Origin of the sequence: Schinkia azotoformans LMG 9581, from assembly GCF_000307855.1 — a bacterium.
GTDB lineage: Bacteria > Bacillota > Bacilli > Bacillales > Bacillaceae_J > Schinkia > Schinkia azotoformans.
Genome location: NZ_AJLR01000149.1, coordinates 46,797 through 70,859, shown reverse-complemented (window position 1 = coordinate 70,859; position 24,063 = coordinate 46,797). Strand labels below are relative to the sequence as shown.

The following is a 24,063-nucleotide window of genomic DNA, read 5'->3' as shown; positions in this document are numbered from 1 at the left end:
CAAATATAGAATTTAATCAAAAAGGGTATCGACAAATGTCTTTACCCTTTTTTCGCAAAAAAATCGAAAAGGTGGGTGATATCGATGTTAACAGAAGTCCTCCATACATTGCCGCAAGTATTAATTGATGGTTTAACATTAGGAGCGGTATATGCAGTAGTTGCGCTTGGTTATACGATGGTTTATGGAATATTAGAGTTAATTAATTTTGCCCATGGTGAAATTTTTATGACGGGTGCATTTATTGGAACGGCTATGCTTTTATCCTTTACATCCTTGGGTTTAATGGCAGCGATGCCGGCTCTCCTTGCCCTTATTATCATTATATTAATTACATCCGTATTGACGGGACTTTTGGGGGTAGGTATTGAAAGGGTAGCCTACCGGCCTGTGAGAAATTCTCCAAAATTAATTGCGTTAATTACAGCGATTGGGATTTCATTTGTGCTTCAAGATTTAATTCGCTTTATTACGGAGCTAAAAAAGGGAAACTACATCCTAACTGGACCCAGCCTCTTTACTGACCAAATTGTTGTAAAAACTTCAGCCATCCTTCCCGTTTTTAGTGATGCTTCCTTTAAATCCTCTTTTATTATCGTGTTAGTTACTGCCATCATTTTAATGGTTGGGTTGGACTTTTTTATAAATCGGACAAAGTGGGGCATGGCCATGAGGGCGGTTGCGCAAGATCGGGAAACGGCTGCTTTAATGACCGTGAATGTGAATAGAGTGATCGCGATTACCTTCTTTGTCGGCTCCGCGTTAGGTGGGGCTACGGGGGTTTTATTTGCCATTCAGTATGGGACAATCGACCCGTATATCGGCTTTATTCTAGGGTTAAAGGCCTTTACGGCCGCGGTTCTTGGGGGCATTGGCAACATCCGTGGGGCGATGCTTGGTGGGATTTTAATCGGCTTACTTGAAATGTTTGCAGCGGCCAACCTGACCATCATTACAAATGGAGTGTTTGGCGCGGAATATAAAGATGTATTTGCATTCGCAATCTTGATCTTAGTGCTCATCTTTAAGCCTGAAGGCCTGTTTGGCAAGGCAGTAACGGAGAAGGTGTAGGTGAATGATGATGAAAAATAAATTGACTACGAAGCTCGAGCCATTTTTGGACAAAATCAAAGCCAATAAAAAGTACCAAGCCACCTTAATCATTGCCTACATTGTGTTGACAGCGGGAAGCCTTGTTCTTGCGCAAAAATCAGTCATAGCCTTTTTGCTGCTTTTAGCATCATTATTGCTTTTACACTTTACAGGCCTAACTGATTTGAAAAAGTGGCTTATTGCGGGGGCCGTGTTGGTCGTTATTTTACCTGTAGTCGCAAGTCAAGGACCGGCCTACCAGTCATATATGGAGGTCGCCTGCTTTGTCGGGATCTATGTAGCGATGGCACTTGGCTTGAACATTGTTGTTGGTCTTGCTGGGCTACTAGACCTTGGGTTTGTCGCCTTCTTTGCCGTTGGTGCCTACACATACGGGATCTTTGCCACCGGGCAGGCATCGAAGTTTATGCCATTCGGCGAGTTTCCGCTCCCAGGTGAAAGCTTTTGGCTGTTTCTTATCATTGGGGGAATTGCGGCAGCAATCGCCGGTGTGATTATCGGTGTACCGGTCTTGCGTGTAAAAGGGGATTATCTGGCGATCGTAACCCTTGGTTTTGGGGAGATTATCCGGATTGTTTTTAATAACCTTGACCGTCCTGTCAATATTACAAATGGGGCGATGGGCCTTATTTCAATAACGCCGCCAAAGATTTTTGGGTTTGAATTTATGTATCCTAGTCAATTTTACTATATCGTCCTCGTGATCCTTGTCATTACCGTTTTTGCGGTCCGTAGACTTGAATATTCGAAGTTAGGGCGCTCCTGGAAAGCTGTTCGTGAAAATGAAATTGCGGCGCAAGCGATGGGGATCCCTTTAGTAAGAACAAAGTTGATGGCGTTTGCGATCGGTGCTTCTTTTTCCGGCGTAATGGGTGTTGTGTTTGCGGCAAAACAAACCTTCGTCGATCCAACAAGCTTTACATTGCTGGAATCGATCACGATCCTTGTTATGGTACTTCTAGGTGGAATGGGCAGTGTACCAGGAGTTATTTTAGGTGCAGCCATCATGACGATTCTCAACCTACATGTGCTAACGGAGTTTGCCAACTGGCTCAATCAGCTTAACTTACAAGGAATCATCTCGATTCCAGACGCACTTTCTCCGGCGAAAATGCAGCGCTTTATTTTTGGAGCCATCTTAATCGGCTTTGCCTTATATAGGCCACAGGGCCTTTTGCCAGCCAAAAACCCGGTATTCAATCTTGAAAAGCTTAGGAAAAATAAAGGAAAAATTAGCAGTATGATCTCAGGGACGTCACAAGAACCAGTAGCTCGAGCGGAGGAGGCGAAAAGATAACAATGTCCATCTTGACGGTTAAAAATTTAACAAAAGCCTTTGGGGGCCTGATTGCCAATAGCGATATTAGTATGGACGTAAAAAAAGGCTCCATCACTGCCGTTATTGGTCCAAATGGGGCAGGAAAAACAACGTTTTTTAATATGGTAACCGGTGTTTATCAACCAACAAGCGGGGATATTGAATTAAATGGGAAATCCATTGTCGGACTGAAGCCTCATGCGGTTTCAGCAAAAGGAATTTCGAGGACGTTCCAAAACATTCGTTTATTTGGAAGTATGACAGTGCTTGAAAATGTCATGGTTGGGATGCACAACCATATCAAACAAGGCTTATTGGGGGCTGTTTTAGACTTGCCTTCTTTTAAAAAACAAGAAAGCTTCGCTGAACAAGAGGCGTACAATATATTGGATTATATCGGTTTAAGCCAATTTACAAATGAGGAGGCCCGAAATCTGTCCTATGGGGCCCAGCGCCGCCTGGAAATTGGCCGGGCACTAGCAACGAGACCGCAGATCCTCTTATTAGATGAGCCAGCAGCCGGAATGAATCCGAAGGAAACGAAAGAACTGACAGAGTTGATTTTCAAAATGCGCAATGAATTTGGACTGACAATCGTCTTAATCGAGCATGATATGAAACTTGTCATGGAAATATCTGAACATATTATTGTATTGGACCATGGTGAAAAAATCGCCGAAGGAATACCGGAAGAAATTCGTACAAACCAAAAGGTGATTGAAGCATACTTAGGAAAAAGTGGAGCAGAAACTGTTTCATAAAGGAAGGGGGCCTTGCGACAAGTGGCAGAGAAAATTTTAGATCTACAAAATATCGATACATTTTACGGTGGTATTCAGGCTTTAAAGGAGATATCGCTTCATGTTGATGCGGGCGAAATTGTGACATTAATCGGCAGTAATGGTGCCGGAAAATCAACGACCTTAAAAACGATCAGCGGACAGGTAAAGCCGAAAAGTGGCAGCATTCTTTACAATGGAACCGAAATCTCAAACCGGGCTCCCCATGAAACGGCGCTCTCCGGCATCGCCCATGTCCCGGAAGGCAGACGGATTTTTCCCAAGCTGACGGTGAAAGAAAATCTCGAAATGGGTGCTTTTTCAGTCAAAGACAAACGGATTGTGAAGGAACGGATGGAACGCGTCTTTCAATATTTTCCTAGAATCAAAGAACGCTTAAGCCAGCAGGGAGGAACGATGAGCGGCGGGGAGCAGCAAATGCTTGCGATCGGCCGGGCCCTGATGATGCAGCCGAAGATTCTCATGTTGGATGAGCCATCTATGGGTCTTGCGCCGATTATTGTGGAACAAATTTTTGAGATTATTAAAGAACTAAACAACGAAGGGATCACGATCTTGCTCGTAGAACAAAATGCCTTTCAAGCACTAAGCATTGCCGATCGTGGCTATGTCATTCAAAATGGCAAAATAACATTGAGCGGACTTGGAAAGGAATTAATCGATAATGAACAAATACAAGAAGCCTATTTAGCTTAAGAAATTCACCGCATTTTTGTTTACTACCCTGTATATGGGTAGTTTTTTGTTTTTAAATAGTCTTTCTTTAGGGAAATTCAAGCAAATTGCGGGTTTTTGTTAAATTCCTGCTACCATTTGTACTATAATAGAGACAATGAACGAAGCTGAAGGATGATTTATATTGAGTACAAGAAAAAATGCCAGAAAAAAAACAAAAGAGAATAAACCTAAAGATAGTATAGCCATTAGAATAGCAAAAATATTGTTTACCCTAGTGTTCGCGGCAGTCGTAGCAGGGGCTTTATTAATATGCATGGAAACCTTCATCCGTGGCGATTTCCTAGAAGCTAAAAAATGGATGGAGGACAACTACAATCCGTTTATTTTAAACTACTTAATTTTATTTGTATTTTTCCTCCTATTTTTAGGTCTGTTTAATGACCTGCTATTTAGTACCTTTGCGTTTACCGTTTTTACTTTATTGCTTAGCTTTATCAATCGATATAAGCATATGTTTTTAGGGGAAAACCTTTATCCGTGGGATGTATTGCTTTATCAACAAATGTTCAACCTGTTCCCGGAGCTGATTAAAGAAGTAAACAAAGGGAAGTTGGCCATTGCTGCTATTGGAGTTGTGTTGATAATTGCGACGATTATCTTTATTAAGAAAAAAATTGGCTTCGTCGTGTTTAGGCTTAGTGCTTTGAAACGGCTGGCTCTAATCGTGATTAGTGTTGTCTTGATCGTTTCATTTTTCCTATTTAGGTCAACACCGTTAAAGCGTTTATTTAATGAATTGCAAATTACGAATATTAACTGGAATCAGGAGACGAACTACAAGATCAATGGTTTTCTTTTGAGCTTTGTATTAAATACGGAAAGCACGCTCGTTTTTCCACCAAACGGCTATGGAAAAGAAAACATTTTGAACACAGTAAAAGACTTGGAGAACAGGCTGCCAGCGGAAAAGCCGGAAAAAACATTAACGCGGCATCCAAATATTATTTTTATTATGAGTGAAGCGTTTTGGGATCCAACTCGGTTAGAATCAGTTCCTTTTAGCGAGGACCCAATGCCGACCGTTCGGAAAAACCAAGTGGGCTGGCTTTTATCACCACAGTTTGGCGGTGGTACGTCTAATATTGAGTTTGAAGCGATGACGGGATTAAATGTTTCATTTTTACCAACCGGCTCGATTGCCTATCAACAATTTGTAGGGCATTCACTTCCATCGCTAGTATCAATTTTAAAAGAGCAAGGCTATGAACCAACAGCGGTCCACCCATATTACAACTGGTTTTGGAATCGAGAAAATGTCTATAAATATTTGGGCTTCAATCAATTTATCAGCTTAGACAACTTTAAAGATGCCACTTACCGAGGGCCGTATATTTCAGACAAAGAGGTCAATGCAAAAATTATCAACAAAACAGAATCGACCGACAAGCCTGATTTCATTTATGCGGTAACAATGCAAAACCACGGTCCATATGAAAAAGGCCGTTACAAAGATGATGTGAAAATTAAGATTGATGACAGTGAGTTGTCCGATGAGTCTAAGTACAGCTTAGAAACTTATACACAAGGTGTAGTCGAGGCGGATGAAGCATTTGCGGAGCTCATCGATTATTATGAAAAATCCGAGGAACCAACGATTATCATCTTCTATGGTGATCACATGCCATTCTTAGGCGCAGATTACTTAACCTATAAAGAAGCGGGTTATGTTAAAGATGAAAAATGGTCATTGGAAGAATACCAGCGTATGAGACAAACACCGTTAGTCGTCTGGAATAACTTTACTGATGAAAAAATAGAGCTGCCAAGTATTAGTCCATCGTTTTTAGGACCACATATCCTTGACTTGGCACAAATCGAAAAACCGCTGTACTATCGCTTCTTGGAGGAATTTAGCAAACAAATGCCAGGGTACACAACATCTGTTAAAAATGATGCCGATGGAAATTTGTATAAGGATACACCAGATAACGTTAAACCGCTGGAAGATACTTATGAGAGGCTGCAGTACGACCTGTTGTTTGGGAAGGGGTATAGCAAGGAAGCTTTGTTTGGAAGTGGGACATAGGGTCGGGTTCTGTGGTCCATTTTTGTAAAGCTACATGTTTAAAAGGCGAGTTGAGTTTACACTTACTCGCCTTTTCTTATGTAACGGACAATCCTCTATTGGCTGCCCTCGCCCCTCATCTCATGGTCTTTATGATCCTTATGCTTGCAAGCCCCAGACATATAGCCATTTTCCCTCATCTTTTTTGCCTTTTCTTGAATCTTTGCTTTGATCATATCGCCTTTTTCTTTTGTAATAATCCCGAACTCAACATGCTTATCAATCAATTCAAGCTTATTCTCGAGAATATCTTCGTGAATATCAGCAAGCTCCTTCTTTTGCGCTTCCGTCAACTGCACCTTTGTTTCAGGCTGTTGAGCCTTGTCATTTTGCGCCCAAACAGGCATAGCAAGACCTAGTGTCAGAAATAAAACACTAAGTAATACAATAATTTTTTTCATGGTAAATCCTCCTATTCATATTTTTCATAGTTAATATGTAACGGGAGTTCAAATTTTATCCATATTATTTTTGTTTTTTCCAAATCAACGTTTCCGAGACATGGGGGCAGATCCTCTGGCTCATTTTTTAAAGCCGTTTTGTTGGCGTATGGTGACAAATTTCGGTAAGATGGAGATACAAATTAATGAATTGAAGTGGGGATTTTAAATATGATGAAGGCATTTATTATTTTGGGGGCAATCAATGGCTTTTTAGCGGTTGCACTAGGAGCATTTGGTGCTCATGGTCTCGAACCTCGGTTAACGGAAAGAATGATGGATGTTTGGGAAAAAGGTGTTGACTACCAAATGTTCCACACGATGGGTTTATTTATAGTGGCTTTTGCTGCTAATAAATGGCCGGGCGTTTCGGCAATCAAATGGTCCGGCATTATGATGTTTATCGGAATTATTCTGTTCTCAGGAAGCTTGTATGCTTTAAGCACATCAGGAATCGCGAAGCTTGGTATGATAACGCCTTTAGGTGGCATATCGTTTTTGGCAGGTTGGATTCTACTGGCAGTTGCCGCTGCTAAAGGGAAATAGGGGAGCTGGAAAGGTAAAAAGGAGGCTGTTTTGCAGTCTCCTTTTGCTTGAACGGGCGCTTCCGCTTTTCCTTTTATCTAGGAGGAAAAGACGATAAACTAGGTCCCATACCACTAAATGGATATTGGTACTCAATTTCTTCATCAAACGTTACAAAATCAACGTAAATCATTGGAATTAAATAGCGCTGACCTGTTTGTGGGTCGCTGATAATAAGGTGGTCACGTCCGGCGGCTTCGATTGCACCCTTGAAAATTTTCGCATTCCATTGTGAATTGTTTTCAAAAGTTGTATAAACAGTTACAATTTTGCCTTTGTTCAATCGTAAAATATTTTCAATGTACGATTCCTCAATCGGTAGCATTCCGGGAACATTTGCTGCAGGTGATTGAGGTTTTTGTGGTTGTGGAAAACTTGGAAAACCCGGTATTTGACCTCCTGAAAATGTAGGTGGCATCTGGGGTTGTTGCCCGAAGCCATATTGTGGGAATTGCCCATATGCTGGCGTTTGAGATGGAAAATTACTTGCCATTTTACATTCCTCCCTTTGATGATAGACAATTTTATACTTTATGGAAGAACAGCCAGTTAAGAATAAGTATAAAATGCCTTTATTTTCTATTGTGTATGTGTAAAATTGGAACTGCTAAGTGTGAAATTCAAATGACACTTTAAAAAAATATTTGCGGACAATTTTCTTGTTCAGGGGTATAAAAACAATGAGATTTAAATCGTCCCGCATTCCTTTGGTTAAACCATGTGGCTGGACAGTCCCCCTCAGGTCTGAAAAACCATAGAGAGTAAGTTGCCGGGTGATATTTCCAGCCCCTAATTACCTGGCGTGCCAACCCAATATCTGCTTCTCTAGCACGTTGATAAAAATAAGGTTTATCAACCGCTTCATAGCCGCCTGGCTTCTGGAAAACCATATCCCGTAAGCTACGGAGAGATTTAAAATCAAGACAATTTCCAACTACACGATTAACCCCAACATTGCCCACCATTAACATACCAAGCCTTCCATCCCCTTCGGCTTCAGCCCGCATCAATCTTGCCAGAAGTTTTACATCTTCCTCAGTATGTGGCACAACAGCCATTTTCTCACCTCACAATAGCGATTACCCTACTAACATATTGCAAGAACAGAAAATGGTGACTTGTATTTTTCTTTTTTTTGTGGTTATTACATTTAGATACTATGTGGCTGTAGGTGTTTTTATGATAAAAATTGCAGCGGGATTGGGTGGGCCGCGGCGCGGGGGCGAGCCATGGGGTCGGGAACTCTGTCCCAACTCATGGAAAAAGCCCCCTAATGGTTAGGGAGCTTATAATTCTGACTTGCTTATTAAACGTGTAAGAATTTCGGAACAGCTTCTTCTGTTAAAATGTTGCCAACGAAGAATGAACCGAATTCGCCATATTTTGCACTTACTTCGTCAAATCTCATTTCATACACAAGCTTTTTAAATTGAAGAACGTCGTCTGCAAAAAGCGTAACGCCCCATTCCCAATCATCAAACCCGACAGAACCAGTAATGATCTGTTTTACTTTACCTGCATACTGGCGGCCGATCATGCCGTGTGAACGCATCATACTGCTGCGCTCTTCCATTGAAAGCATATACCAGTTGTCATTGCCTTGACGACGCTTATCCATTGGATAGAAGCAAATATGGTTAGTCTTCGGAAGAATAGGGTATAAACGTGCCAAAACTTCAGGGCTTTGATATGGATCCTGGTCAGATGGCAGGTAGTTACTTAATTCAACTACAGACACATAGGAATGTGCAGGAAGTAAATACTCCGCAAATTTTGTTTTATTAAAAGTTGTCTCAAGCTCGTTTAACTCCTCCATTGTTGGACGAAGAATCATTAACATAAAGTCAGCTTTTTGGCCGACAATGGTGTATAAAGCATGACTTCCTTTTTTAGCTTCTTCCGTATTTTTTAATGCACTGAGATAGTTTTGAAACTCTACAATTATTTCATTTCTTTCATCGCCTGATAGCCTTTTCCAAGATGTCCAATCTACCGTGCGGAAATCGTGAAGACAATACCAACCATCTAACGTTTTTGCTGGTTCAGCCATTCATAACACTCCTTTATCTTAATAGCTACATTTCAATATGTACATGTCAATAACTAATATAACAATAGTTTTATCCAGAAGAAAGTTTTTAGCTTAAAAAGTTGACAAAAGGTGGCAAAGGGTAATCTAGGTCAAATTTTTTGCGTTTGTTATAGAAATTTTCCAACGTTCTGAAAAGAGAAACTTTTTAAAGTAAGCGTTTCCGTTTTGATTAGCCTATTTCCAAGAATATTGGAAAAGTATATGGTAATAATAAGCAGGATAGGGTGAATCCTCCACTGACTTTCTGTTGGGATTTACGGATGCTTTTACGAAATATATTTATTAGGTAATCTTAATTGATTTTGGAGGTATTGATTTGAGCGATTTATTTTCTATTGTAAAAGAAAAAATTAAAGGTAAAAACAAAACTATTGTCTTCCCAGAGGGCTTGGATGAGCGAATTTTGACAGCCGTTGGCAGACTTGCCTCTGAGGAAGTTTTAAAGCCGATTTTAATCGGAAATAAAGCAGAAGTAGAGCAAAAGGCGGCATCTCTAAATATTTCTTTAGGGAATGTTGAAATTCTCGATCCGAATTCCTACGATGAATTTGATGTGCTTGTGCGTGAATTTGTCGAGCGCCGGAAGGGAAAAGCAACAGAAGAAGAGGCTAGACAAATTTTAAAAGATGAAAATTACTTTGGCACAATGCTTGTTTATTTAAAAAAAGCAGATGGCTTAGTCAGCGGTGCCGCTCATTCAACGGCAGACACTGTTCGCCCTGCGTTGCAAATTATTAAAACAAAAACTGGCATCAAAAAGACATCTGGGATGTTTGTCATGGTGCGAGGCGATGAAAAATATATTTTCGCGGATTGTGCTATCAATCCAAACCCTGATAGTCAAGATTTAGCGGAAATTGCCATCGTAAGTGCCGAATCAGCAGTGCTGTTTGATGTTGAACCAAAGGTTGCGATGCTAAGTTTTTCTACAAAAGGATCCGCAGTTACACCTGAAACAGAAAAGGTAGCAGAGGCCATCAAAATTGCGAAAGAAAAACAGCCTGATTTGATCATCGACGGAGAGTTTCAATTTGACGCTGCCATCGTACCATCAGTTGCTGTAAAAAAAGCACCTGACTCAGTCATCCAAGGTGATGCCAAAGTATTCGTATTCCCAACCCTAGATGCCGGCAACATTGGCTATAAAATTACCCAGCGCTTAGGCGGCTTTGAAGCAATCGGCCCAATCCTCCAAGGATTAAACCAGCCGGTGAACGATCTATCCCGCGGCTGCAACGCTGAAGACGTCTATAAGTTAGCATTAATTACAGCGGTACAGGCGTTGTAATTACAAAATACAAAAAAGCATGTTGATCAACACTGGCCCCAGCTCTAAGTCCCAGTCTATCACCATGCTTTTATTTTTCATTTCGTTTCAAAATCCGGTCATAATTGTATTGATACAATTCCAGTTCCTTCTCACTTAAAGGCGTAGTCGCGATTCCCGCATCCAAATCCCCAAATGTCTTCAACATCAACGTAATCAATTGCTCTGTTGTTATGGTCTTACCCAACAGCTCGGATAATGAGGCCATCGTGGAGGGGACAATCGTAGGATAGGTGAATTTTGTTTTCTCTCCTTGCAAGGCACGATGATAAAATTCCCGTACAATTTCAGCGCGCAAACTACCGCTGCCGGTTACACAAAGATAAATTTGCACAGCAACCCCGCCGCGCAGCCTTCGTTGCGAAATACCAGCAAATTTCTTATCGCCAATACTTAAATCAAAACTTCCCGGGCAATAACTGCCGACAATTTCCCTCGCATCAACCTGCACGTCAAATCCGGATAACATGAGCTGGATTAAATTCCACATTGCCTCATAGCCACGATTTATATCAATTCCCTTTCCTTCAGGTAAAATCAGCGAAAGATTTAAAATACCATCATCCAGAACGACAGCCAATCCGCCGGAGTTACGAACAATAGATTGATAGCCTTTTTCCTCCAAAAATGCCACACCTTGTTCCAAGAAAGGCAATCTGCCATCCTGAATGCCGAGGACAATCGTTGGCGCATGAATCCAAGTGCGAATAACAGGTGCCGACTGGCCACTTCCAACAGATGAACAAAACGTATCATCATAGGCAAATGACTGCAGTGGACTGAAATACAATCCAAGACTGGAATGATCGATATAACGCCACTCTGGCTGCTGTAAAAGCGGGTTGATGTCCTGCATAGTTAATTCCCCTTTTCGTACAAAATTCTTTAAAAACAATTATAGCATTCGCCAATACAAAATAAAAAACAAGCGAGCTGTAATTAGCTACGCTTGTTCTAATGGATATTTGCCCAGATGGGACACAGTTCCCGCCCCCGCGGCTTCAAAAGCCACGAAAAATAGGACTCAAACTGGGCCGGAGAACCCGCCCCCGTGTCCCACCAGGACGGCGCCCCCCTGTGTTCCACTTGCTATTTCGCAATTCGCTCCAAGTTCCCATTTTTATCCATCTTAAATGTATTTGTCGGTTTCTCCTCATCCTCAAATAACACCATTTTTCGTGCCCGATCCATTATTTTAACAAGGGCCTGGTAATCCTCTTGGATCGTTTGGAATTCACGTTCCGTTTGCTCAAGCTGCTTTTTCAAAATAGCAATTTCATCAGCAAGCCCTTTGTTTTCCATTTTTAATCTATCATTCTTCTGCTGCATGTTCGTAGATTGATGGTCACTATTTTTCAAATTGCTTAAAAATAAAATGACATCATCCATTGAAAGCGCCTTTGAAGACTGCACATAGCTTCTCTCGGGCGTGATAGTATTGGTAACCACTGCTGCTTCTTCGTTTCTAGCATCTTTTTCCACCATGATTTCCTCTGAAACCTCAAACGAAAATGTTGGATCAGGTGGTGTATACAGTGGCTTTGTTTTTTCTCCTAAAGCACGCTGTCTTTGTTTACGTTGTTTTTTAGCTAAATCAATTGCTTTCATATAATCCTGCCTCACAACGGCATTCCAGCGGAATCCACATGCGGCCGACGTCCGGTTTAGTTTGTCACCGACCTCCTCAAATGCGTTTAACTGGGTGCTACCCTCCCGAATATGACGCAATACGGTCTCTGCCAATAGCAGATCATCCTCTTCAGACCATGCATCCTGTCTTTGAATCATCACATCTTACAACTCCTTTAATATTTTTCTAGTAAAAGTAAAATAAGTAAAATTTCTGTTAGTTATAGGATGGACAATTTCAAAAAAAATTATACATATTTTAAAAGGATAGTAGAGAAAAGGTGGGAAACCTTTACACCATTAGGCTTAAAAATTACACCAGCAAGCCTATTGTCATTGATACAAACGGCGGGAAGTGGTAAAATGACTTTTGTTTAGCTTTATTCGATTAATAGATAAAAGCCGATTGGCTTACATAATAGAAACTGAAAAAGTTACCCATAATGGGAAGTATATAAAAATTAGTATGAACGGTTGAATTTTTTAGTTGGAAAATGATCAGAAAGGCAGGTGGGTGTGATGTCAAAAAATGAATTCAGAGTTTGTGATGATTGCCTAGGCACTAACTTGAAAACTTTATTACCAAAGTTAAAACAGCTTGATCCGGACGCCGAAGTTGTCATTGGCTGCCAATCTTATTGTGGCCCCGGTCGAAAGAAATCATTTGCCTTTTTAAATAATCGTCCGATTTCAGCACCAACAGAAGACGAGTTAATTGAAAAACTTGAGAAAAAAATAAAATAATTGAAAAGTGCATAACTGTATATGGCTGGCGAAATAAACCTCTTTTTGTTGAAAAAAGAGGTTTTTTGGTGGAAGAATAGAATGTATAATGGAAAAAGTATAAAAGAGATCATAAGAAAAGCGGAAGCGCCTTGCTCATCGCCGTACAAACTGGAGGCGCTGGAGCTAGACATTTATCATGGTCCTTTTTGCGAAAGGAGTACCTTTCAAAATGGCTTACGTAAATGAACAGTTACATGAAGAAAAGGTATTTAAAGACCCGGTCCATCGCTATGTGCATGTTCGGGATAAATTAATATGGGATTTAATCGGTACAGCCGAATTTCAACGCCTGCGGAGAGTGCGCCAGCTTGGGACGACGTTTTTTACGTTTCATGGGGCTGAGCATAGCCGCTTCAACCATTCACTTGGTGTCTATGAAATTATAAGGAGAATCATTGATATTTTCCAAGGGCGCGAGCATTGGGATAATTCCGAACGGCTGTTATGTCTATCTGCCGGCTTATTGCATGATGTTGGACACGGTCCATTTTCACATTCGTTCGAAAAAGTGTTTCAGCTGGATCATGAAAAATGGACAAGAGCAATTATTACTGGTGACACGGAGATCAATAAAGTATTAAAAAGAGTCAGCGATGATTTTCCGAAAAAGGTTGCAGAGGTGATTGCCAAAACATATGAAAACAAGCTTGTTGTCAGCCTGATTTCAAGCCAAATTGATGCCGACCGTATGGATTATTTGCAGCGTGATGCTTTTTACACAGGGGTAAGCTACGGCCATTTCGATATGGAGCGAATTCTGCGTGTGATGCGTCCGACTGAGGACCAGGTCGTCATTAAAAAGAGCGGGATGCATGCTGTCGAAGACTATATTATGAGCCGCTACCAAATGTATTGGCAGGTCTATTTTCATCCTGTGACGCGGAGTGCGGAGGTTATTTTAACGAAAATTCTTCATCGTGCCAAAAAATTGTACCAGGAAGGCTATAGATTCTCAATGGAACCGACGCATTTTTATTCACTATTTAATGGGAATGTAAGTCTGAAAGATTACTTGGCATTGGATGAGTCGGTCATGCTGTTCTTTTTCCAAAATTGGATGCATGAAAATGACGCGATATTAAAGGATCTATGCACCCGTTTTATGAATCGTAATCTTTTTAAGTATATAGAGTTTAATCCAAACTCCGGCTACATGAAGTTGATGGAATTAATGAAGCTTTTTAATGAGGTTGGAATCGATACGAATTATTATTTAGAGGTTGATTCTTCTTCAGATTTACCATACGATTTTTACCGGCCGGGAGAAGAAGGGGAGCGAATCCCCATCTATTTATTAATGCCGAACGGTGAGCTGCGTGAACTTTCGCGTGAATCAGAGATCGTTGAATCGATTTCCGGCAAAAAACGAACAGACCACAAACTTTATTATCCCGTGGATTTTGTCGACAATCTTCCTGAGGGTGACGTAAAGAAAAGAATAAAAGAAATATTGCAAGGATAGGAGAGGGCCTGATGTTACAGGATCATGCGAAATTAATGAAGGTATTTTCATATGCGGGGGAAATCGTTGGTAGAAAAAAACTCCAAAAGATGGTTTACATCGCAAAAAAACTCCAATTTCCTTTTCATGAAAAATATAACTTTCACTTTTTCGGCCCCTATTCAGAGGAATTGACATTACGGGTCGAAGAGCTTGAAAACAACGGCTTTTTAAGCGAGCAAAAAGAAAAAAAGGGCGGCTACGTCCAATATCGCTATACATTATCTGAAGAAGGCGAGCAGTTCTTAAGCCACTTCGAAGTAGACATGCCACACCTAGAATCATGTGTGAAAAATATGAATGAACAGAGTTCCCGCTTCCTAGAGCTCGTCTCAACTGTACTTTACTTTGATGACCTTCCGAAAGATCAAGTAAAAGAAAAAGTATTCACCTTAAAAGCGAAACAACGCTACACAGACGAAGAAGTCGAGCAGGCCTATCAATATATCGACAGTCTGCGTGAACAAACAATAACAATGGCTAGGTCAGTATAGACCTAGCCATTGTTCGCTTCCAACAACATCAACGGTAATATTTGATTTAAAAAAACAGTCTGTTTCCGGATTTTTACATATATCTTGTTAAGGTGGGTAATTTAATACTTATCTACAAAATAAGGAGAGTATTATATGGACTACAAATTGTTTAAATCAATTAATCAACTTTCTGGTCGTTGTACTCCTATCGATTTTCTAATGATATTTTTATCGAAAAAAGTTCGTTATGTATTTGCATTTGTTATGATTTTTATGTGGTTTAGAAAGACTTCTGATAAAAAAGCAGTGTATTGTGCAGGGATTTCTTCAGGAATTACTTTGTTAATTAACAAAGTAATTAAATTGTTTTATTATAGACCACGTCCATTTATAAAACATCGTGTAGGCATTCTCATTCCTTCAAAAGTGGATTCCTCATTTCCGAGTAAACATACCCTTTTGGTATTTGCTATATCTACTTCTATTTTCCTTCAAGAACGTCTTCTTGGATCCATTATGTGGATTTTATCTTTGTTAACTGGTTTCTCCCGTATTTGGGTAGGTCATCATTATCTAACTGATATTATTAGTAGTGCATTAATTGGTAGCATTACCAGTGTTATGGTTAATAAAGCTTTTAGCTTTTGTAAATTATTTTCGATAAATTTTCAAAAATATATAAAATAACGCCCACTATTATGCGGGCGTTATTTTATTAATGAGATTTATTTATTTTTGTTAATATTTTGCTGAGGAATTAATTCCTCTGAAAATTCCGTTAAGTCAGCCATATTTGGCATCGGTCCTGCTGTACGTGATTGAACCCTATTCATTACATTCTGAATAGGTTGTAGGATATTAGTGTTTCGAGTATTTCGTAAACCATAAACGGCTGTACTAACCCCCAGCCCTAACAAGGAAGCCCAAATTATCCCTCTATTGTTTCTTCTATTACCAAACATATTTAAAATATTTAGTCCTCTCTTTGTCCTGAAGAGCGCAGATAACCAATTATTCAATTTGAAGCCACTTCCTTTATAGAGATTGAGAAGCAATTTTATTGCTTTCCATACTCTAATATGTGCTTTCTGTGATTGTTAATACTGTAATGATTTGGTTACTTTGTCTAAACTGGATAATGTTTTTTATTCGTTAGCCATTTTTCCGCCAACACTTAGGTTTGTTTTTGGCATGTCCTCGATCATAACGTGAACTCGGTCAGCAGGTGCTCCTGTTGTTTCAACAACGGCTGCTGTTATTTTTTCTGCTAAGGCCTTCTTTTGCGTGTCAGTACGTCCTTCTAACATTTTAACTGTTACATATGGCATAATATTCTCTCCTTTATCCTAGTTGTAGATTCTCTTTTAAGATTCGTTATAAAAACAAAAAAATCCTTCATTTTTCAACAAGTCGCCAAAGGTGAAGTTTCTGTGTTAGGATGCTAAAATAGGGATATTATGTTAATGATAATATTTTAACCAAAAAGTTAGTTTGTTATTTTCTAAAAGATAAGGGGTGCTTTCATAAATGAATAATAAAAGCCAAGGTACTGGTTTTAATATTATAAAGAATGATTCCACAGATGGGCATGGCGGCTATGGAGTAGGGGCTATTAGCCTGAATAATGTTTCGCCCGTTATGATTGATACTGAAACACGGGAAGCCTTTATCGATATGGGGGCCTTGCATGCAAGAAGCAAGATTGAAAAAGGAATAAAGATGCTGACGAACCGGGACGAGGTTCCAAACGGCAAAACCTATTGGGTTGTTTGGGTGACCGTTCACCGTAAGCAGGAAGGGCCATACTATCATGGCCTTGGGGCTTGTGAGCTCTTCATTGATAGTGAGGCAAGACGCGGCTATAAATCAATGCCGGAGCACGTGAACAACATGGATCGTTCACTAAAGGGAAGGGTCATTGTGAATAATATGGATGAGCAATCCAGACTGGTTTTAGGAGAATTTTTGAAAAACTTTAATCAAGAAATGTGGGACAATTCCGCAGAAGAGTTAAAAAACGCCTTGCTGCCTGAAAAATAACTGTTAAGGGGCAATCAAAGTCTCCTAACCTCAAAATTATTAATTATTATTTCAAAAAATTACAATAAAGTTACCGGAATTTTTGGACTATTTCTGAACATTCTGTGAACATCTTGAGGTTTTTCCTAAAAGAAAGTAAACTAATAATTAGTCTAATTTCACACATAGACTAGGACAGAAAGAAACCAAGGCGCCCATTTTTGGGGAACCTTGGTTTCTTTTCTTTTCTGTCCAGCTCCAGCACCCAGCAACTAGTAAACTTCACCCACCTCCCTACGATAAGTCAACATCGGCTCACAAAGTTCGCCGTGTTTCCTTTATCTCAGTCGATGTGCTCCAGTTTATACGTTGCTAAACGGGTGCTTCCGCTTTTCTCTCTACCACCACTTAAATATCCTCTCAAACCAGCCTTTGTCCGGCTGTTCTTCTAAACCTTCTTTTTCTTCGTGTTTTTCTTCACCATTCGGTAAGTGCACTGAACAATACTCTGTCGGCTCTGTGCCTTCAACGAAGTAGGTTAAGCGAGCATTTTTGCAATCACTTGTAGCTAATAAGCCGTTCGCCGGGTCGACATAAGCGGGAACGACACCTTTTGGTGGTTTAAACCCTACAAATGGTTTATCCTGCAAAGCTTCCTCCATATATTTCGCCCAAATTCTTTTTGCGTAGGCTCGTTCAGCAACAATATCGATTGTTTCATCCCGGTCATAGCCAATCCAAACCCCAGTTACGAGCTGTGGGGTAAAGCCGATCATCCAGCTATCTGTTTTTGTTGTACCAGATTTGCCGGCATATAGACGCGTCAGCCCATTGGCGATTGATTGACCAGTCACGGATGTATAGGAATTTAATTTTTTATCAAACATTCCGGTCATTAAATGGGCTGTGACAAAAGCAAGGGCCGGATCCAAAACTTGTTCTTTTTCCCGTTTGCTCCGATAAATGACTTCGCCTTTATGGTTGACGACCTTTTCGATAAAAATAGGTGTGACTGAAATTCCGCCGTTAGCAATCATCCCGTAAGCTTTCACCATATCCATCATTTTGACAGAGGATGTACCAAGTGCTAGGGAAGGGACCGCGGTTAGGTCACTTGTAATGCCGAGCTGCTTAGCCGTTTCTACGAGCTTATTGACGCCTAAAAACATATGGGTCTTCACAGCGTAAATATTGTCAGATAAGGCTAGAGCTTGGGCCATCGTTATAAAATCATTGGCATAGTAATTATTATAATTGTCAGGGCGGTAAACGGCCCGGCCCTCGTCATACGGAAAATTCATCGGTTCGCTACGCATTTTCGTCGAAGGTGTAAAGCCATTTTCTAAGGCTGCGTAAAAAAGAAACGGCTTAAACGTCGAACCTGGCATCCGTTCAGCCTGAGTTACCCTATTAAAAGGACTTTTTATATAGTCACGACCGCCAACCAATGCCCGCACTTTTCCGGTCTTCGGCTCCATCGACATCAGGGCAACTTGAATTTCCGACTTCGGATTGATGATATTGGCAATATTGGTTTCAGCGATTTCTTGCGCCGTCGGGTCCAATGTTGTATAGATGCGGAGGCCGCCTAATTCTATTGTCCGCTCATCTAGCTTTACGACATCCTTTAAAGCAAGCTTAACAGCATCTTGGAAGTAGGGAGCTATTTGCTTATGGGTAATGTCATGATCCGTATTGAATTGTAGTGGTGTTTCGAACGCTTTGTTTACCTCGGCTTCTGTGATCAAATTGTTATTTTCCATCGACTGTAAAACTATTTTTTGTCTAGTTTTTGCTTTTTGTTCATCATTAAAAGGTGAATAATAGCTTGGTGCTTTCGGAATCCCCGCCAGCATCGCGGCCTCCTCTAATGTTAGGTCTTTTGCATGTTTGTTAAAATAATAGTTAGCGGCCGCTTCAATTCCATAGGCACCGTGTCCATAGTAAATCGTATTTAAGTAGCCCTCCAAAATTTCATCCTTATTATAGTTCGTTTCAAGCCGAACCGTATAAAGAGCCTCATCAAATTTCCGCTTCCACGTTTTATCATGCTCTAAGAATAGGTTACGGGCATACTGCTGTGAAATCGTGCTTGCTCCTTGAACTTTGGCCATCGCTTTAATATCGGCAATGATCGCCCCGACAATCCGCTTCACATCGAAACCATAATGATTATAAAACTTCCGATCCTCAATCGAAATCGTCGCCTCAATAACCTCTTGCGAAATTTCACTCAAAGGCATCCAATAACGGTTCTCTCCGTTATGAATGCTTTCGCCAATAATCGTTTTCCCATCCTGCGCGTAAAAAATCGTCGTTTGCGGGACTGCCAGAGGCGGCGGCCCCTTCGCCTTCCCATAAGTTATTAAGCCGGCAATGAAAATAATAAATAAGATTAATAGGATCATTCCAATTACTAAAATAGCACGCAGCCATCTTCGCGTTTTATCAAGGTTTTCCTGAGTAATAAGCTCCAATAAAATCCCCCCTTTTTTGTGGAGAGCCATGGGGTCGGGATCTGTGTCCCAATTCGGGCCACAGATCCCGACCCTCTGTCCCAATTTCTACGAGATTTTATTAACTAGTATTGGAGGTTTTTATAGAAAATAAACATAACAAGGAACGGTTAGAAAAAATTTCTTGCATTTTTGCAGTAATAATCTATACTTTTATCTTGGACTTTCGGATTTTTCCAGATCTTCATGATTTTTACCGAGGACATAGGGAACATTAAAAGGTAGATTATGTTAGGCATTATTGAACTTTTTAAGAAAGGAATGAAGAAACGATGGAATTGTGGTTTACTGAAAAACAGACCGAAAGCTTTGGAATTACGGCAAAAATTAAACAGACTTTACATACAGAACAAACTGAATTTCAAAAATTAGATATGGTGGAAACAGAGGAATTTGGCAATATGTTGATTTTAGATGGAATGGTTATGACGACGAAGAAGGACGAGTTTGTCTACCATGAAATGGTTGCCCATGTTCCGTTATTTACGCACCCGAATCCGGAAAACGTGTTAGTAGTTGGTGGGGGCGATGGCGGTGTTATTCGTGAGGTTTTAAAACACCCGAGTGTGAAGAAGGCGACGTTGGTTGAAATTGACGGCAAAGTGATTGAGTACTCGAAGAAGTTTCTTCCGGAGATCGCCGGTGAGCTTGAAAATCCTCGTGTGGAAGTCATTGTTGGCGATGGTTTCATGCATATTGCCAAGGCAGAAAATGTGTATGACGTCATTATGGTCGATTCAACGGAACCGGTTGGACCTGCGGTTAATCTTTTTACAAAAGGCTTTTATGCAGGTATTGCAAAAGCATTGAAAGAGGATGGCATCTTTGTTGCCCAAACTGACAACCCGTGGTTCAAAGCCGATTTAATCCGTGACGTGCAACGCGATGTCAAAGAAATTTTTCCGATCGTAAAGCTTTATATAGCCAATGTCCCAACCTATCCAAGCGGGCTATGGACGTTTACGGTCGGTTCGAAAAAGCACGACCCGTTAGCGGTGGAAGAAAGTCGTTTCCATGATATTGAAACAAAATACTATACAAAAGAACTTCATAAAGCGGCATTTGTGCTGCCGCGCTTTGTAGAAGATTTAACAAAATGAACGGAACTGGGACACAGTTCCTGGCCCTGTGTCCCAGGGACGCGGAACCCGACCCTCTGTCCCACAATTTGAGGAGGAAAAATTAGATGAGATTTGATGAAGCCTATCAAGGTAATGTTTTTATAAAAAGTCACCAGAACTTTGAAGAGAGTGAAGCCGTATTATATGGCATGCCAATGGATTGGACCGTAAGCTTTCGCCCAGGTTCTCGCTTCGGCCCGGCACGTATTCGTGAGGTTTCCGTTGGGTTGGAGGAATATAGCGCGTATTTGGACCGCGAGCTTGAAGAAGTGAAATATTATGATGCTGGTGATATTCCGCTTCCTTTTGGAAATGCTCAACGGAGCCTTGATATGATTGAAGATTTTGTTGGCCAAATTTTAGCAGCAGACAAATTCCCGCTTGGAATGGGTGGCGAGCACTTAGTTACTTGGCCGGTTATTAGAGCAATGTACAAAAAGTATCCGGACCTTGCGATCATTCATATGGATGCTCATACGGATCTTCGTGAAAATTATGAAGGGGAGCCGCTTTCCCATTCAACGCCAATCCGTAAGGCAGCTGAACTAATCGGACCGCAAAACGTTTTCTCTTTCGGTATTCGTTCTGGTATGAAGGAAGAATTCCAATGGGCAAAAGAAGTAGGAATGTATATTGCAAAATTTGAGGTGCTAGAGCCACTCAAAGAAATTTTGCCAAAACTAGCAGGACGCCCGGTTTATGTCACAATTGATATTGATGTACTAGACCCAGCACATGCACCTGGTACAGGAACAGTTGACGCCGGCGGAATCACGTCCCGTGAACTTCTCGCCTCCATTCACGAAATTGCTAAGTCTGACATAAAAGTTGTCGGTGCTGACTTAGTGGAAGTTGCGCCAATCTATGACCCGTCAGAGCAAACTGCAAATACAGCAAGTAAGCTGTTACGCGAAATGATTTTAGGCTGGGTTCAAAAAAAATAATCCAAAATTAGAAGGACACGACTTTCTTATACTGATATCCGACAAAAGTTATTCTTTCTTATCAGTACAAAAAAAGCAAACCATCGAGTCCTAAAATGGTTTGCTTTTTTCATTATTAAGCTGAATGAGGGGCTGTATGTTTTTCTGCTTTGTGACCTTCTTTGTTAAACATTTTGCGTAAGAAAGGTAATACAAAGCGGTCTAAACCAAATTTACCAGCATTATAGCCAGCTGCGGCGATGATTACGCCCATTAAAATATCAGTAGGGTTGTGAGAAACTGTTCCAGCTAATAGGAATGAGAAGTTCATCAACATTCCGAAGAAGGCAGCGGCAGTTGTTAAGCATCCAAGCATAAGACCTAAACCAACTAATGTTTCGCCCCAAGGAACTAGAACGTTAAATAATCCAATGTTGGGTAATGCTACACCTTCTAAGAATGAATTATACCAACCATAAACGACTTCACCGTGAGTTGCAACCGGATTCGCAATTGCTCCTTTTAAGAAACCACTTGCATCAAAGCCTCCAGTTAATTTGCCAAGACCTGCTGTAAAGAAAGCGTAGCCCCAATATAAACGAATAATTGTTAAAATACCAGCGGATATATTACTTTCTCTTAACCATTTGTTAATCATGATGATTACTTCCTTTCAGAATATAAAATGATGATTTCTATGTGTTAAGATTACCACCGTTAATAATATTGCAACAGTACCTTGTGAATCTATTCACAAAGTGTTAATAAAGTTATGGCGGAATATTGAAATCTATGTATAAACACTAGTAACTTTCGTAAAGAAAGAGGAAGCAATCTTGCAAGTTTAAAAAATAAGCAGGAAATCCAACAATGTGAATTTCCTGCCTACTATTATTTTTATAAAAATAAAGACCCTTAGACCTTTACAGCCGCCCCGATTTATAAATTGAAAAAACAATAAACAAAAACATCAGGGTGGCAACAACCGAACCGATTTCAATCACTGGTATTTGCCATAAAAGATTGGCTTGGTCAGCAATTGCTGATCCAATAATGAGGCCGACCATTAAAATGCTAAAGGCTAAAAGAATAATACTAAAAGCAAGCCGGTTGCTTATCTTATCTAGCCTTTGTAAAAAAAGCTGAAGCTCTGGGACGCTGATTTTAAAATGTAAATCTCCGTTTTGAATCGTTTTAGAAAGATCTTTTAAATTTTTGGGAACTTGTGATAAAAATTGAGCATTTTCGACCCATTGTTTCCATGACTTTTTTAAAATAGTAGTTGGTTCGTAGCGGTGGAGAAACAGCTTTTCACCAAATGGCTCGGCTGCTTTCATGATGCTGAACTCCGGGTCAAGATTTTCGATAATCGCCTCAAGTACAATTAGTGTTTTCGCCAAAACTGTTAGATCTGAAGGGATTTGGATCCGGTGATGATAAATAACGGTCAACAAATCATTGATTGCTTCGCTGAGCTGAAGTTTGCTAAAAGAAACATCGTAATATTTCATCACTAGTTGATCAATTTCATTATAAAAGGAAGTCATATCTGTTTCTTTCGAAAGCATGCCCATTGATGAAATAGCCTTAATAAGCCCGTCTGTGTTGCCGCGCTGCAAATGGATGATCATCGATGCAAAGTGAAATTTTGTATCATCATTCAGTCGACCCACCATCCCAAAATCTAAATAGGCAATCCGATTTTCAGGCAATACGTAAATGTTGCCTGGATGCGGGTCCCCATGAAAAAAGCCTTCGATAAAAATTTGTTGAAGCATCGATTGTGTAATTCGATCAGCAATCAGCCTGCGATCATAGCCTTCAGCCTCCAGCTTTGCGATGTTGCTAACCTTGATGCCCTGCACAAAATCCATCGTTAATACTTTCTTTGTTGTATACTTCCAATGAACATGGGGAATCTCAATTTCAGGCTGATAAGAAAACTGCTTGGCAATTCGTTCACAATTTCTGCCTTCAATATAATAATCAAGCTCAGCCCGCAATGTTTTCGCAAATGTGTTGATCATTTTGCGAATTTCATAGGTTTTGGCCCAGGCTATTTTTGACTCCATCCCCCTTGCTAAATCATCAAGGATTTCCAAATCGGTTTCGACAATCGGTACGATATCTGGACGTTGAATTTTTACAGCAACTTGTTCTCCTGTGTTGAGATGGGCACTATGAACTTGACCGATTGACGCCGTCGCAAGCGGTGTCTCACTAAAATCTTGAAAAAGATTTTCTAACGTATCCCCCAGTTCTCCCTCGATAATTTCCCGGACCTGCTCAAAAGGGAACGATACAACGTTATCTTGAAGCTGCTCGAGCTCTCGAGTGATTTCCTCAGGAATGAGATCGCGGCGGGTGCTGGCAATTTGTCCAAGCTTAATAAAAGTTGGTCCTAGTCCTTGAAGAATATTACGAAGCTTCATGCCAACCGTTTGCTTATTCATAAGTTTTTCCGATTCCTGCTGTTTTTTTGATGAAATTTGATTAGACAGGCCAAGCCGATATACAAAGTAACTAAAGCCGTTACGCAAAAAAGCATTTACAATTTCTTGATATCGCCCGGCATGTTTGATCTTTTTTCCAAGCAATATAGGCACCTCCTAGT

The 24,063-nt window shown here is 40.5% G+C and carries 25 protein-coding genes; 14 read left to right on the top strand and 11 right to left on the bottom strand.

The window, feature by feature from the left end; translation table 11 throughout:
- Positions 1–84: 84 nt before the first annotated feature.
- From BAZO_RS19320 to BAZO_RS19300, 5 genes are all read left to right on the top strand, one after another.
- Positions 85–1,071, top strand: a complete 987-nt coding sequence (locus tag BAZO_RS19320; protein ID WP_003333157.1) for a branched-chain amino acid ABC transporter permease — start codon at positions 85–87, stop codon at positions 1,069–1,071.
- Between the two features lie 4 nt (positions 1,072–1,075).
- Positions 1,076–2,410 carry a branched-chain amino acid ABC transporter permease gene (locus BAZO_RS19315; protein WP_003333156.1) on the top strand — a complete coding sequence of 445 codons (1,335 nt, stop codon included), beginning with the start codon at positions 1,076–1,078 and terminating at the stop codon, positions 2,408–2,410.
- Between the two features lie 2 nt (positions 2,411–2,412).
- Complete coding sequence (locus BAZO_RS19310) at positions 2,413–3,192, top strand: ABC transporter ATP-binding protein (protein WP_003333155.1); 780 nt, start codon at positions 2,413–2,415, stop codon at positions 3,190–3,192.
- A gap of 21 nt (positions 3,193–3,213) precedes the next feature.
- Positions 3,214–3,927: an ABC transporter ATP-binding protein gene (locus BAZO_RS19305; RefSeq protein WP_003333154.1), complete on the top strand. Its 714-nt coding sequence runs from the start codon at positions 3,214–3,216 to the stop codon at positions 3,925–3,927.
- 163 nt (positions 3,928–4,090) lie between these two features.
- Entirely contained in the window at positions 4,091–5,995 is a 1,905-nt protein-coding gene (locus BAZO_RS19300) for an LTA synthase family protein (protein WP_235786758.1), read from the top strand.
- A gap of 95 nt (positions 5,996–6,090) precedes the next feature.
- Here the strand turns inward: BAZO_RS19300 and BAZO_RS19295 are convergent, their stop codons facing one another.
- Positions 6,091–6,435 carry a DUF2680 domain-containing protein gene (locus tag BAZO_RS19295; RefSeq protein WP_003333150.1) on the bottom strand — a complete coding sequence of 115 codons (345 nt, stop codon included), beginning with the start codon at positions 6,433–6,435 and terminating at the stop codon, positions 6,091–6,093.
- 213 nt (positions 6,436–6,648) lie between these two features.
- Between BAZO_RS19295 and BAZO_RS19290 the strand changes: the two genes are divergently transcribed.
- The gene (locus BAZO_RS19290; protein ID WP_039957801.1) at positions 6,649–7,020 is read left to right on the top strand and encodes a DUF423 domain-containing protein; all 372 of its coding nucleotides are present in this window, start codon (positions 6,649–6,651) and stop codon (positions 7,018–7,020) included.
- 73 nt (positions 7,021–7,093) lie between these two features.
- Here BAZO_RS19290 and gerQ read toward each other — a convergent pair whose 3' ends face one another.
- From gerQ to hemQ, 3 genes are all read right to left on the bottom strand, one after another.
- Entirely contained in the window at positions 7,094–7,552 is a 459-nt protein-coding gene (gene gerQ / locus BAZO_RS19285) for a spore coat protein GerQ (RefSeq protein ID WP_003333148.1), read from the bottom strand.
- Between the two features lie 139 nt (positions 7,553–7,691).
- The gene (locus tag BAZO_RS19280; protein ID WP_003333147.1) at positions 7,692–8,117 is read right to left on the bottom strand and encodes a cell wall hydrolase; all 426 of its coding nucleotides are present in this window, start codon (positions 8,115–8,117) and stop codon (positions 7,692–7,694) included.
- Positions 8,118–8,365: 248 nt separating this feature from the next.
- A complete protein-coding gene (hemQ, locus tag BAZO_RS19275) occupies positions 8,366–9,109 on the bottom strand; it encodes a hydrogen peroxide-dependent heme synthase (protein WP_003333146.1) in 744 nt (247 codons plus the stop codon).
- 358 nt (positions 9,110–9,467) lie between these two features.
- Here hemQ and pta point away from each other — a divergent pair, with 358 nt between their 5' ends.
- On the top strand, positions 9,468–10,439 hold the full coding sequence (pta, locus tag BAZO_RS19270) for a phosphate acetyltransferase (protein WP_003333145.1): 972 nt from the start codon (positions 9,468–9,470) through the stop codon (positions 10,437–10,439).
- Between the two features lie 70 nt (positions 10,440–10,509).
- Here the strand turns inward: pta and lipL are convergent, their stop codons facing one another.
- Complete coding sequence (lipL, locus tag BAZO_RS19265) at positions 10,510–11,334, bottom strand: octanoyl-[GcvH]:protein N-octanoyltransferase (protein ID WP_003333144.1); 825 nt, start codon at positions 11,332–11,334, stop codon at positions 10,510–10,512.
- Between the two features lie 233 nt (positions 11,335–11,567).
- The gene (locus BAZO_RS19255) at positions 11,568–12,266 is read right to left on the bottom strand and encodes an RsfA family transcriptional regulator (protein ID WP_003333142.1); all 699 of its coding nucleotides are present in this window, start codon (positions 12,264–12,266) and stop codon (positions 11,568–11,570) included.
- A gap of 360 nt (positions 12,267–12,626) precedes the next feature.
- Between BAZO_RS19255 and BAZO_RS19250 the strand changes: the two genes are divergently transcribed.
- The 4 genes from BAZO_RS19250 to BAZO_RS19230 all read left to right on the top strand — a co-directional run bounded on the left by BAZO_RS19250 (position 12,627) and on the right by BAZO_RS19230 (position 15,557).
- A complete protein-coding gene (locus tag BAZO_RS19250; RefSeq protein WP_003333141.1) occupies positions 12,627–12,851 on the top strand; it encodes a YuzB family protein in 225 nt (74 codons plus the stop codon).
- Positions 12,852–13,062: 211 nt separating this feature from the next.
- Entirely contained in the window at positions 13,063–14,355 is a 1,293-nt protein-coding gene (locus BAZO_RS19240; RefSeq protein ID WP_003333137.1) for an HD domain-containing protein, read from the top strand.
- Between the two features lie 11 nt (positions 14,356–14,366).
- Positions 14,367–14,888 carry a YwgA family protein gene (locus BAZO_RS19235; RefSeq protein ID WP_003333136.1) on the top strand — a complete coding sequence of 174 codons (522 nt, stop codon included), beginning with the start codon at positions 14,367–14,369 and terminating at the stop codon, positions 14,886–14,888.
- A gap of 135 nt (positions 14,889–15,023) precedes the next feature.
- Entirely contained in the window at positions 15,024–15,557 is a 534-nt protein-coding gene (locus tag BAZO_RS19230; protein WP_003333134.1) for an undecaprenyl-diphosphatase, read from the top strand.
- A 38-nt stretch (positions 15,558–15,595) separates the two neighbouring features.
- Here the strand turns inward: BAZO_RS19230 and BAZO_RS19225 are convergent, their stop codons facing one another.
- Positions 15,596–15,889, bottom strand: a complete 294-nt coding sequence (locus BAZO_RS19225; protein WP_003333133.1) for a hypothetical protein — start codon at positions 15,887–15,889, stop codon at positions 15,596–15,598.
- Between the two features lie 126 nt (positions 15,890–16,015).
- Positions 16,016–16,198, bottom strand: coding sequence for a 2-hydroxymuconate tautomerase (locus BAZO_RS19220; RefSeq protein ID WP_003333132.1), 183 nt, complete (start codon positions 16,196–16,198; stop codon positions 16,016–16,018).
- Between the two features lie 199 nt (positions 16,199–16,397).
- Here BAZO_RS19220 and BAZO_RS19215 point away from each other — a divergent pair, with 199 nt between their 5' ends.
- Complete coding sequence (locus BAZO_RS19215; RefSeq protein ID WP_003333131.1) at positions 16,398–16,910, top strand: YwhD family protein; 513 nt, start codon at positions 16,398–16,400, stop codon at positions 16,908–16,910.
- A gap of 377 nt (positions 16,911–17,287) precedes the next feature.
- Here BAZO_RS19215 and BAZO_RS19210 read toward each other — a convergent pair whose 3' ends face one another.
- A complete protein-coding gene (locus tag BAZO_RS19210; protein ID WP_003333130.1) occupies positions 17,288–19,366 on the bottom strand; it encodes a transglycosylase domain-containing protein in 2,079 nt (692 codons plus the stop codon).
- Between the two features lie 311 nt (positions 19,367–19,677).
- On the opposite strand from BAZO_RS19210, the gene speE reads away from it, so the two are divergent.
- Together speE and speB are read left to right on the top strand one after the other, a co-directional pair.
- Entirely contained in the window at positions 19,678–20,505 is an 828-nt protein-coding gene (gene speE, locus BAZO_RS19205) for a spermidine synthase (protein WP_003333129.1), read from the top strand.
- Positions 20,506–20,591: 86 nt separating this feature from the next.
- The gene (gene speB, locus BAZO_RS19200) at positions 20,592–21,470 is read left to right on the top strand and encodes an agmatinase (protein ID WP_003333128.1); all 879 of its coding nucleotides are present in this window, start codon (positions 20,592–20,594) and stop codon (positions 21,468–21,470) included.
- Positions 21,471–21,585: 115 nt separating this feature from the next.
- On the opposite strand, the gene BAZO_RS19195 is transcribed toward speB, so the two are convergent.
- Both BAZO_RS19195 and BAZO_RS19190 read right to left on the bottom strand, forming a co-directional pair.
- On the bottom strand, positions 21,586–22,107 hold the full coding sequence (locus tag BAZO_RS19195) for a DoxX family protein (protein ID WP_003333127.1): 522 nt from the start codon (positions 22,105–22,107) through the stop codon (positions 21,586–21,588).
- Between the two features lie 265 nt (positions 22,108–22,372).
- A complete protein-coding gene (locus tag BAZO_RS19190; RefSeq protein WP_326153918.1) occupies positions 22,373–24,055 on the bottom strand; it encodes an ABC1 kinase family protein in 1,683 nt (560 codons plus the stop codon).
- Positions 24,056–24,063 lie beyond the last annotated feature (8 nt).

What these genes read in the sequence shown, in the direction of transcription:
- BAZO_RS19320 (WP_003333157.1), top strand. Translation starts at nt 85, where the DNA reads ATGTTAACAGAAGTCCTCCATACATTGCCGCAAGTATTAATTGATGGT.
- BAZO_RS19315 (WP_003333156.1), top strand. Translation starts at nt 1,076, where the DNA reads ATGATGATGAAAAATAAATTGACTACGAAGCTCGAGCCATTTTTGGAC.
- BAZO_RS19310 (WP_003333155.1), top strand. Translation starts at nt 2,413, where the DNA reads ATGTCCATCTTGACGGTTAAAAATTTAACAAAAGCCTTTGGGGGCCTG.
- BAZO_RS19295 (WP_003333150.1), bottom strand. Translation starts at nt 6,435, where the DNA reads ATGAAAAAAATTATTGTATTACTTAGTGTTTTATTTCTGACACTAGGT.
- BAZO_RS19290 (WP_039957801.1), top strand. Translation starts at nt 6,649, where the DNA reads ATGAAGGCATTTATTATTTTGGGGGCAATCAATGGCTTTTTAGCGGTT.
- gerQ (WP_003333148.1), bottom strand. Translation starts at nt 7,552, where the DNA reads ATGGCAAGTAATTTTCCATCTCAAACGCCAGCATATGGGCAATTCCCA.
- BAZO_RS19280 (WP_003333147.1), bottom strand. Translation starts at nt 8,117, where the DNA reads ATGGCTGTTGTGCCACATACTGAGGAAGATGTAAAACTTCTGGCAAGA.
- hemQ (WP_003333146.1), bottom strand. Translation starts at nt 9,109, where the DNA reads ATGGCTGAACCAGCAAAAACGTTAGATGGTTGGTATTGTCTTCACGAT.
- lipL (WP_003333144.1), bottom strand. Translation starts at nt 11,334, where the DNA reads ATGCAGGACATCAACCCGCTTTTACAGCAGCCAGAGTGGCGTTATATC.
- BAZO_RS19255 (WP_003333142.1), bottom strand. Translation starts at nt 12,266, where the DNA reads ATGATTCAAAGACAGGATGCATGGTCTGAAGAGGATGATCTGCTATTG.
- BAZO_RS19250 (WP_003333141.1), top strand. Translation starts at nt 12,627, where the DNA reads ATGTCAAAAAATGAATTCAGAGTTTGTGATGATTGCCTAGGCACTAAC.
- BAZO_RS19240 (WP_003333137.1), top strand. Translation starts at nt 13,063, where the DNA reads ATGGCTTACGTAAATGAACAGTTACATGAAGAAAAGGTATTTAAAGAC.
- BAZO_RS19235 (WP_003333136.1), top strand. Translation starts at nt 14,367, where the DNA reads ATGTTACAGGATCATGCGAAATTAATGAAGGTATTTTCATATGCGGGG.
- BAZO_RS19230 (WP_003333134.1), top strand. Translation starts at nt 15,024, where the DNA reads ATGGACTACAAATTGTTTAAATCAATTAATCAACTTTCTGGTCGTTGT.
- BAZO_RS19220 (WP_003333132.1), bottom strand. Translation starts at nt 16,198, where the DNA reads ATGCCATATGTAACAGTTAAAATGTTAGAAGGACGTACTGACACGCAA.
- BAZO_RS19215 (WP_003333131.1), top strand. Translation starts at nt 16,398, where the DNA reads ATGAATAATAAAAGCCAAGGTACTGGTTTTAATATTATAAAGAATGAT.
- speE (WP_003333129.1), top strand. Translation starts at nt 19,678, where the DNA reads ATGGAATTGTGGTTTACTGAAAAACAGACCGAAAGCTTTGGAATTACG.
- speB (WP_003333128.1), top strand. Translation starts at nt 20,592, where the DNA reads ATGAGATTTGATGAAGCCTATCAAGGTAATGTTTTTATAAAAAGTCAC.
- BAZO_RS19195 (WP_003333127.1), bottom strand. Translation starts at nt 22,107, where the DNA reads ATGATTAACAAATGGTTAAGAGAAAGTAATATATCCGCTGGTATTTTA.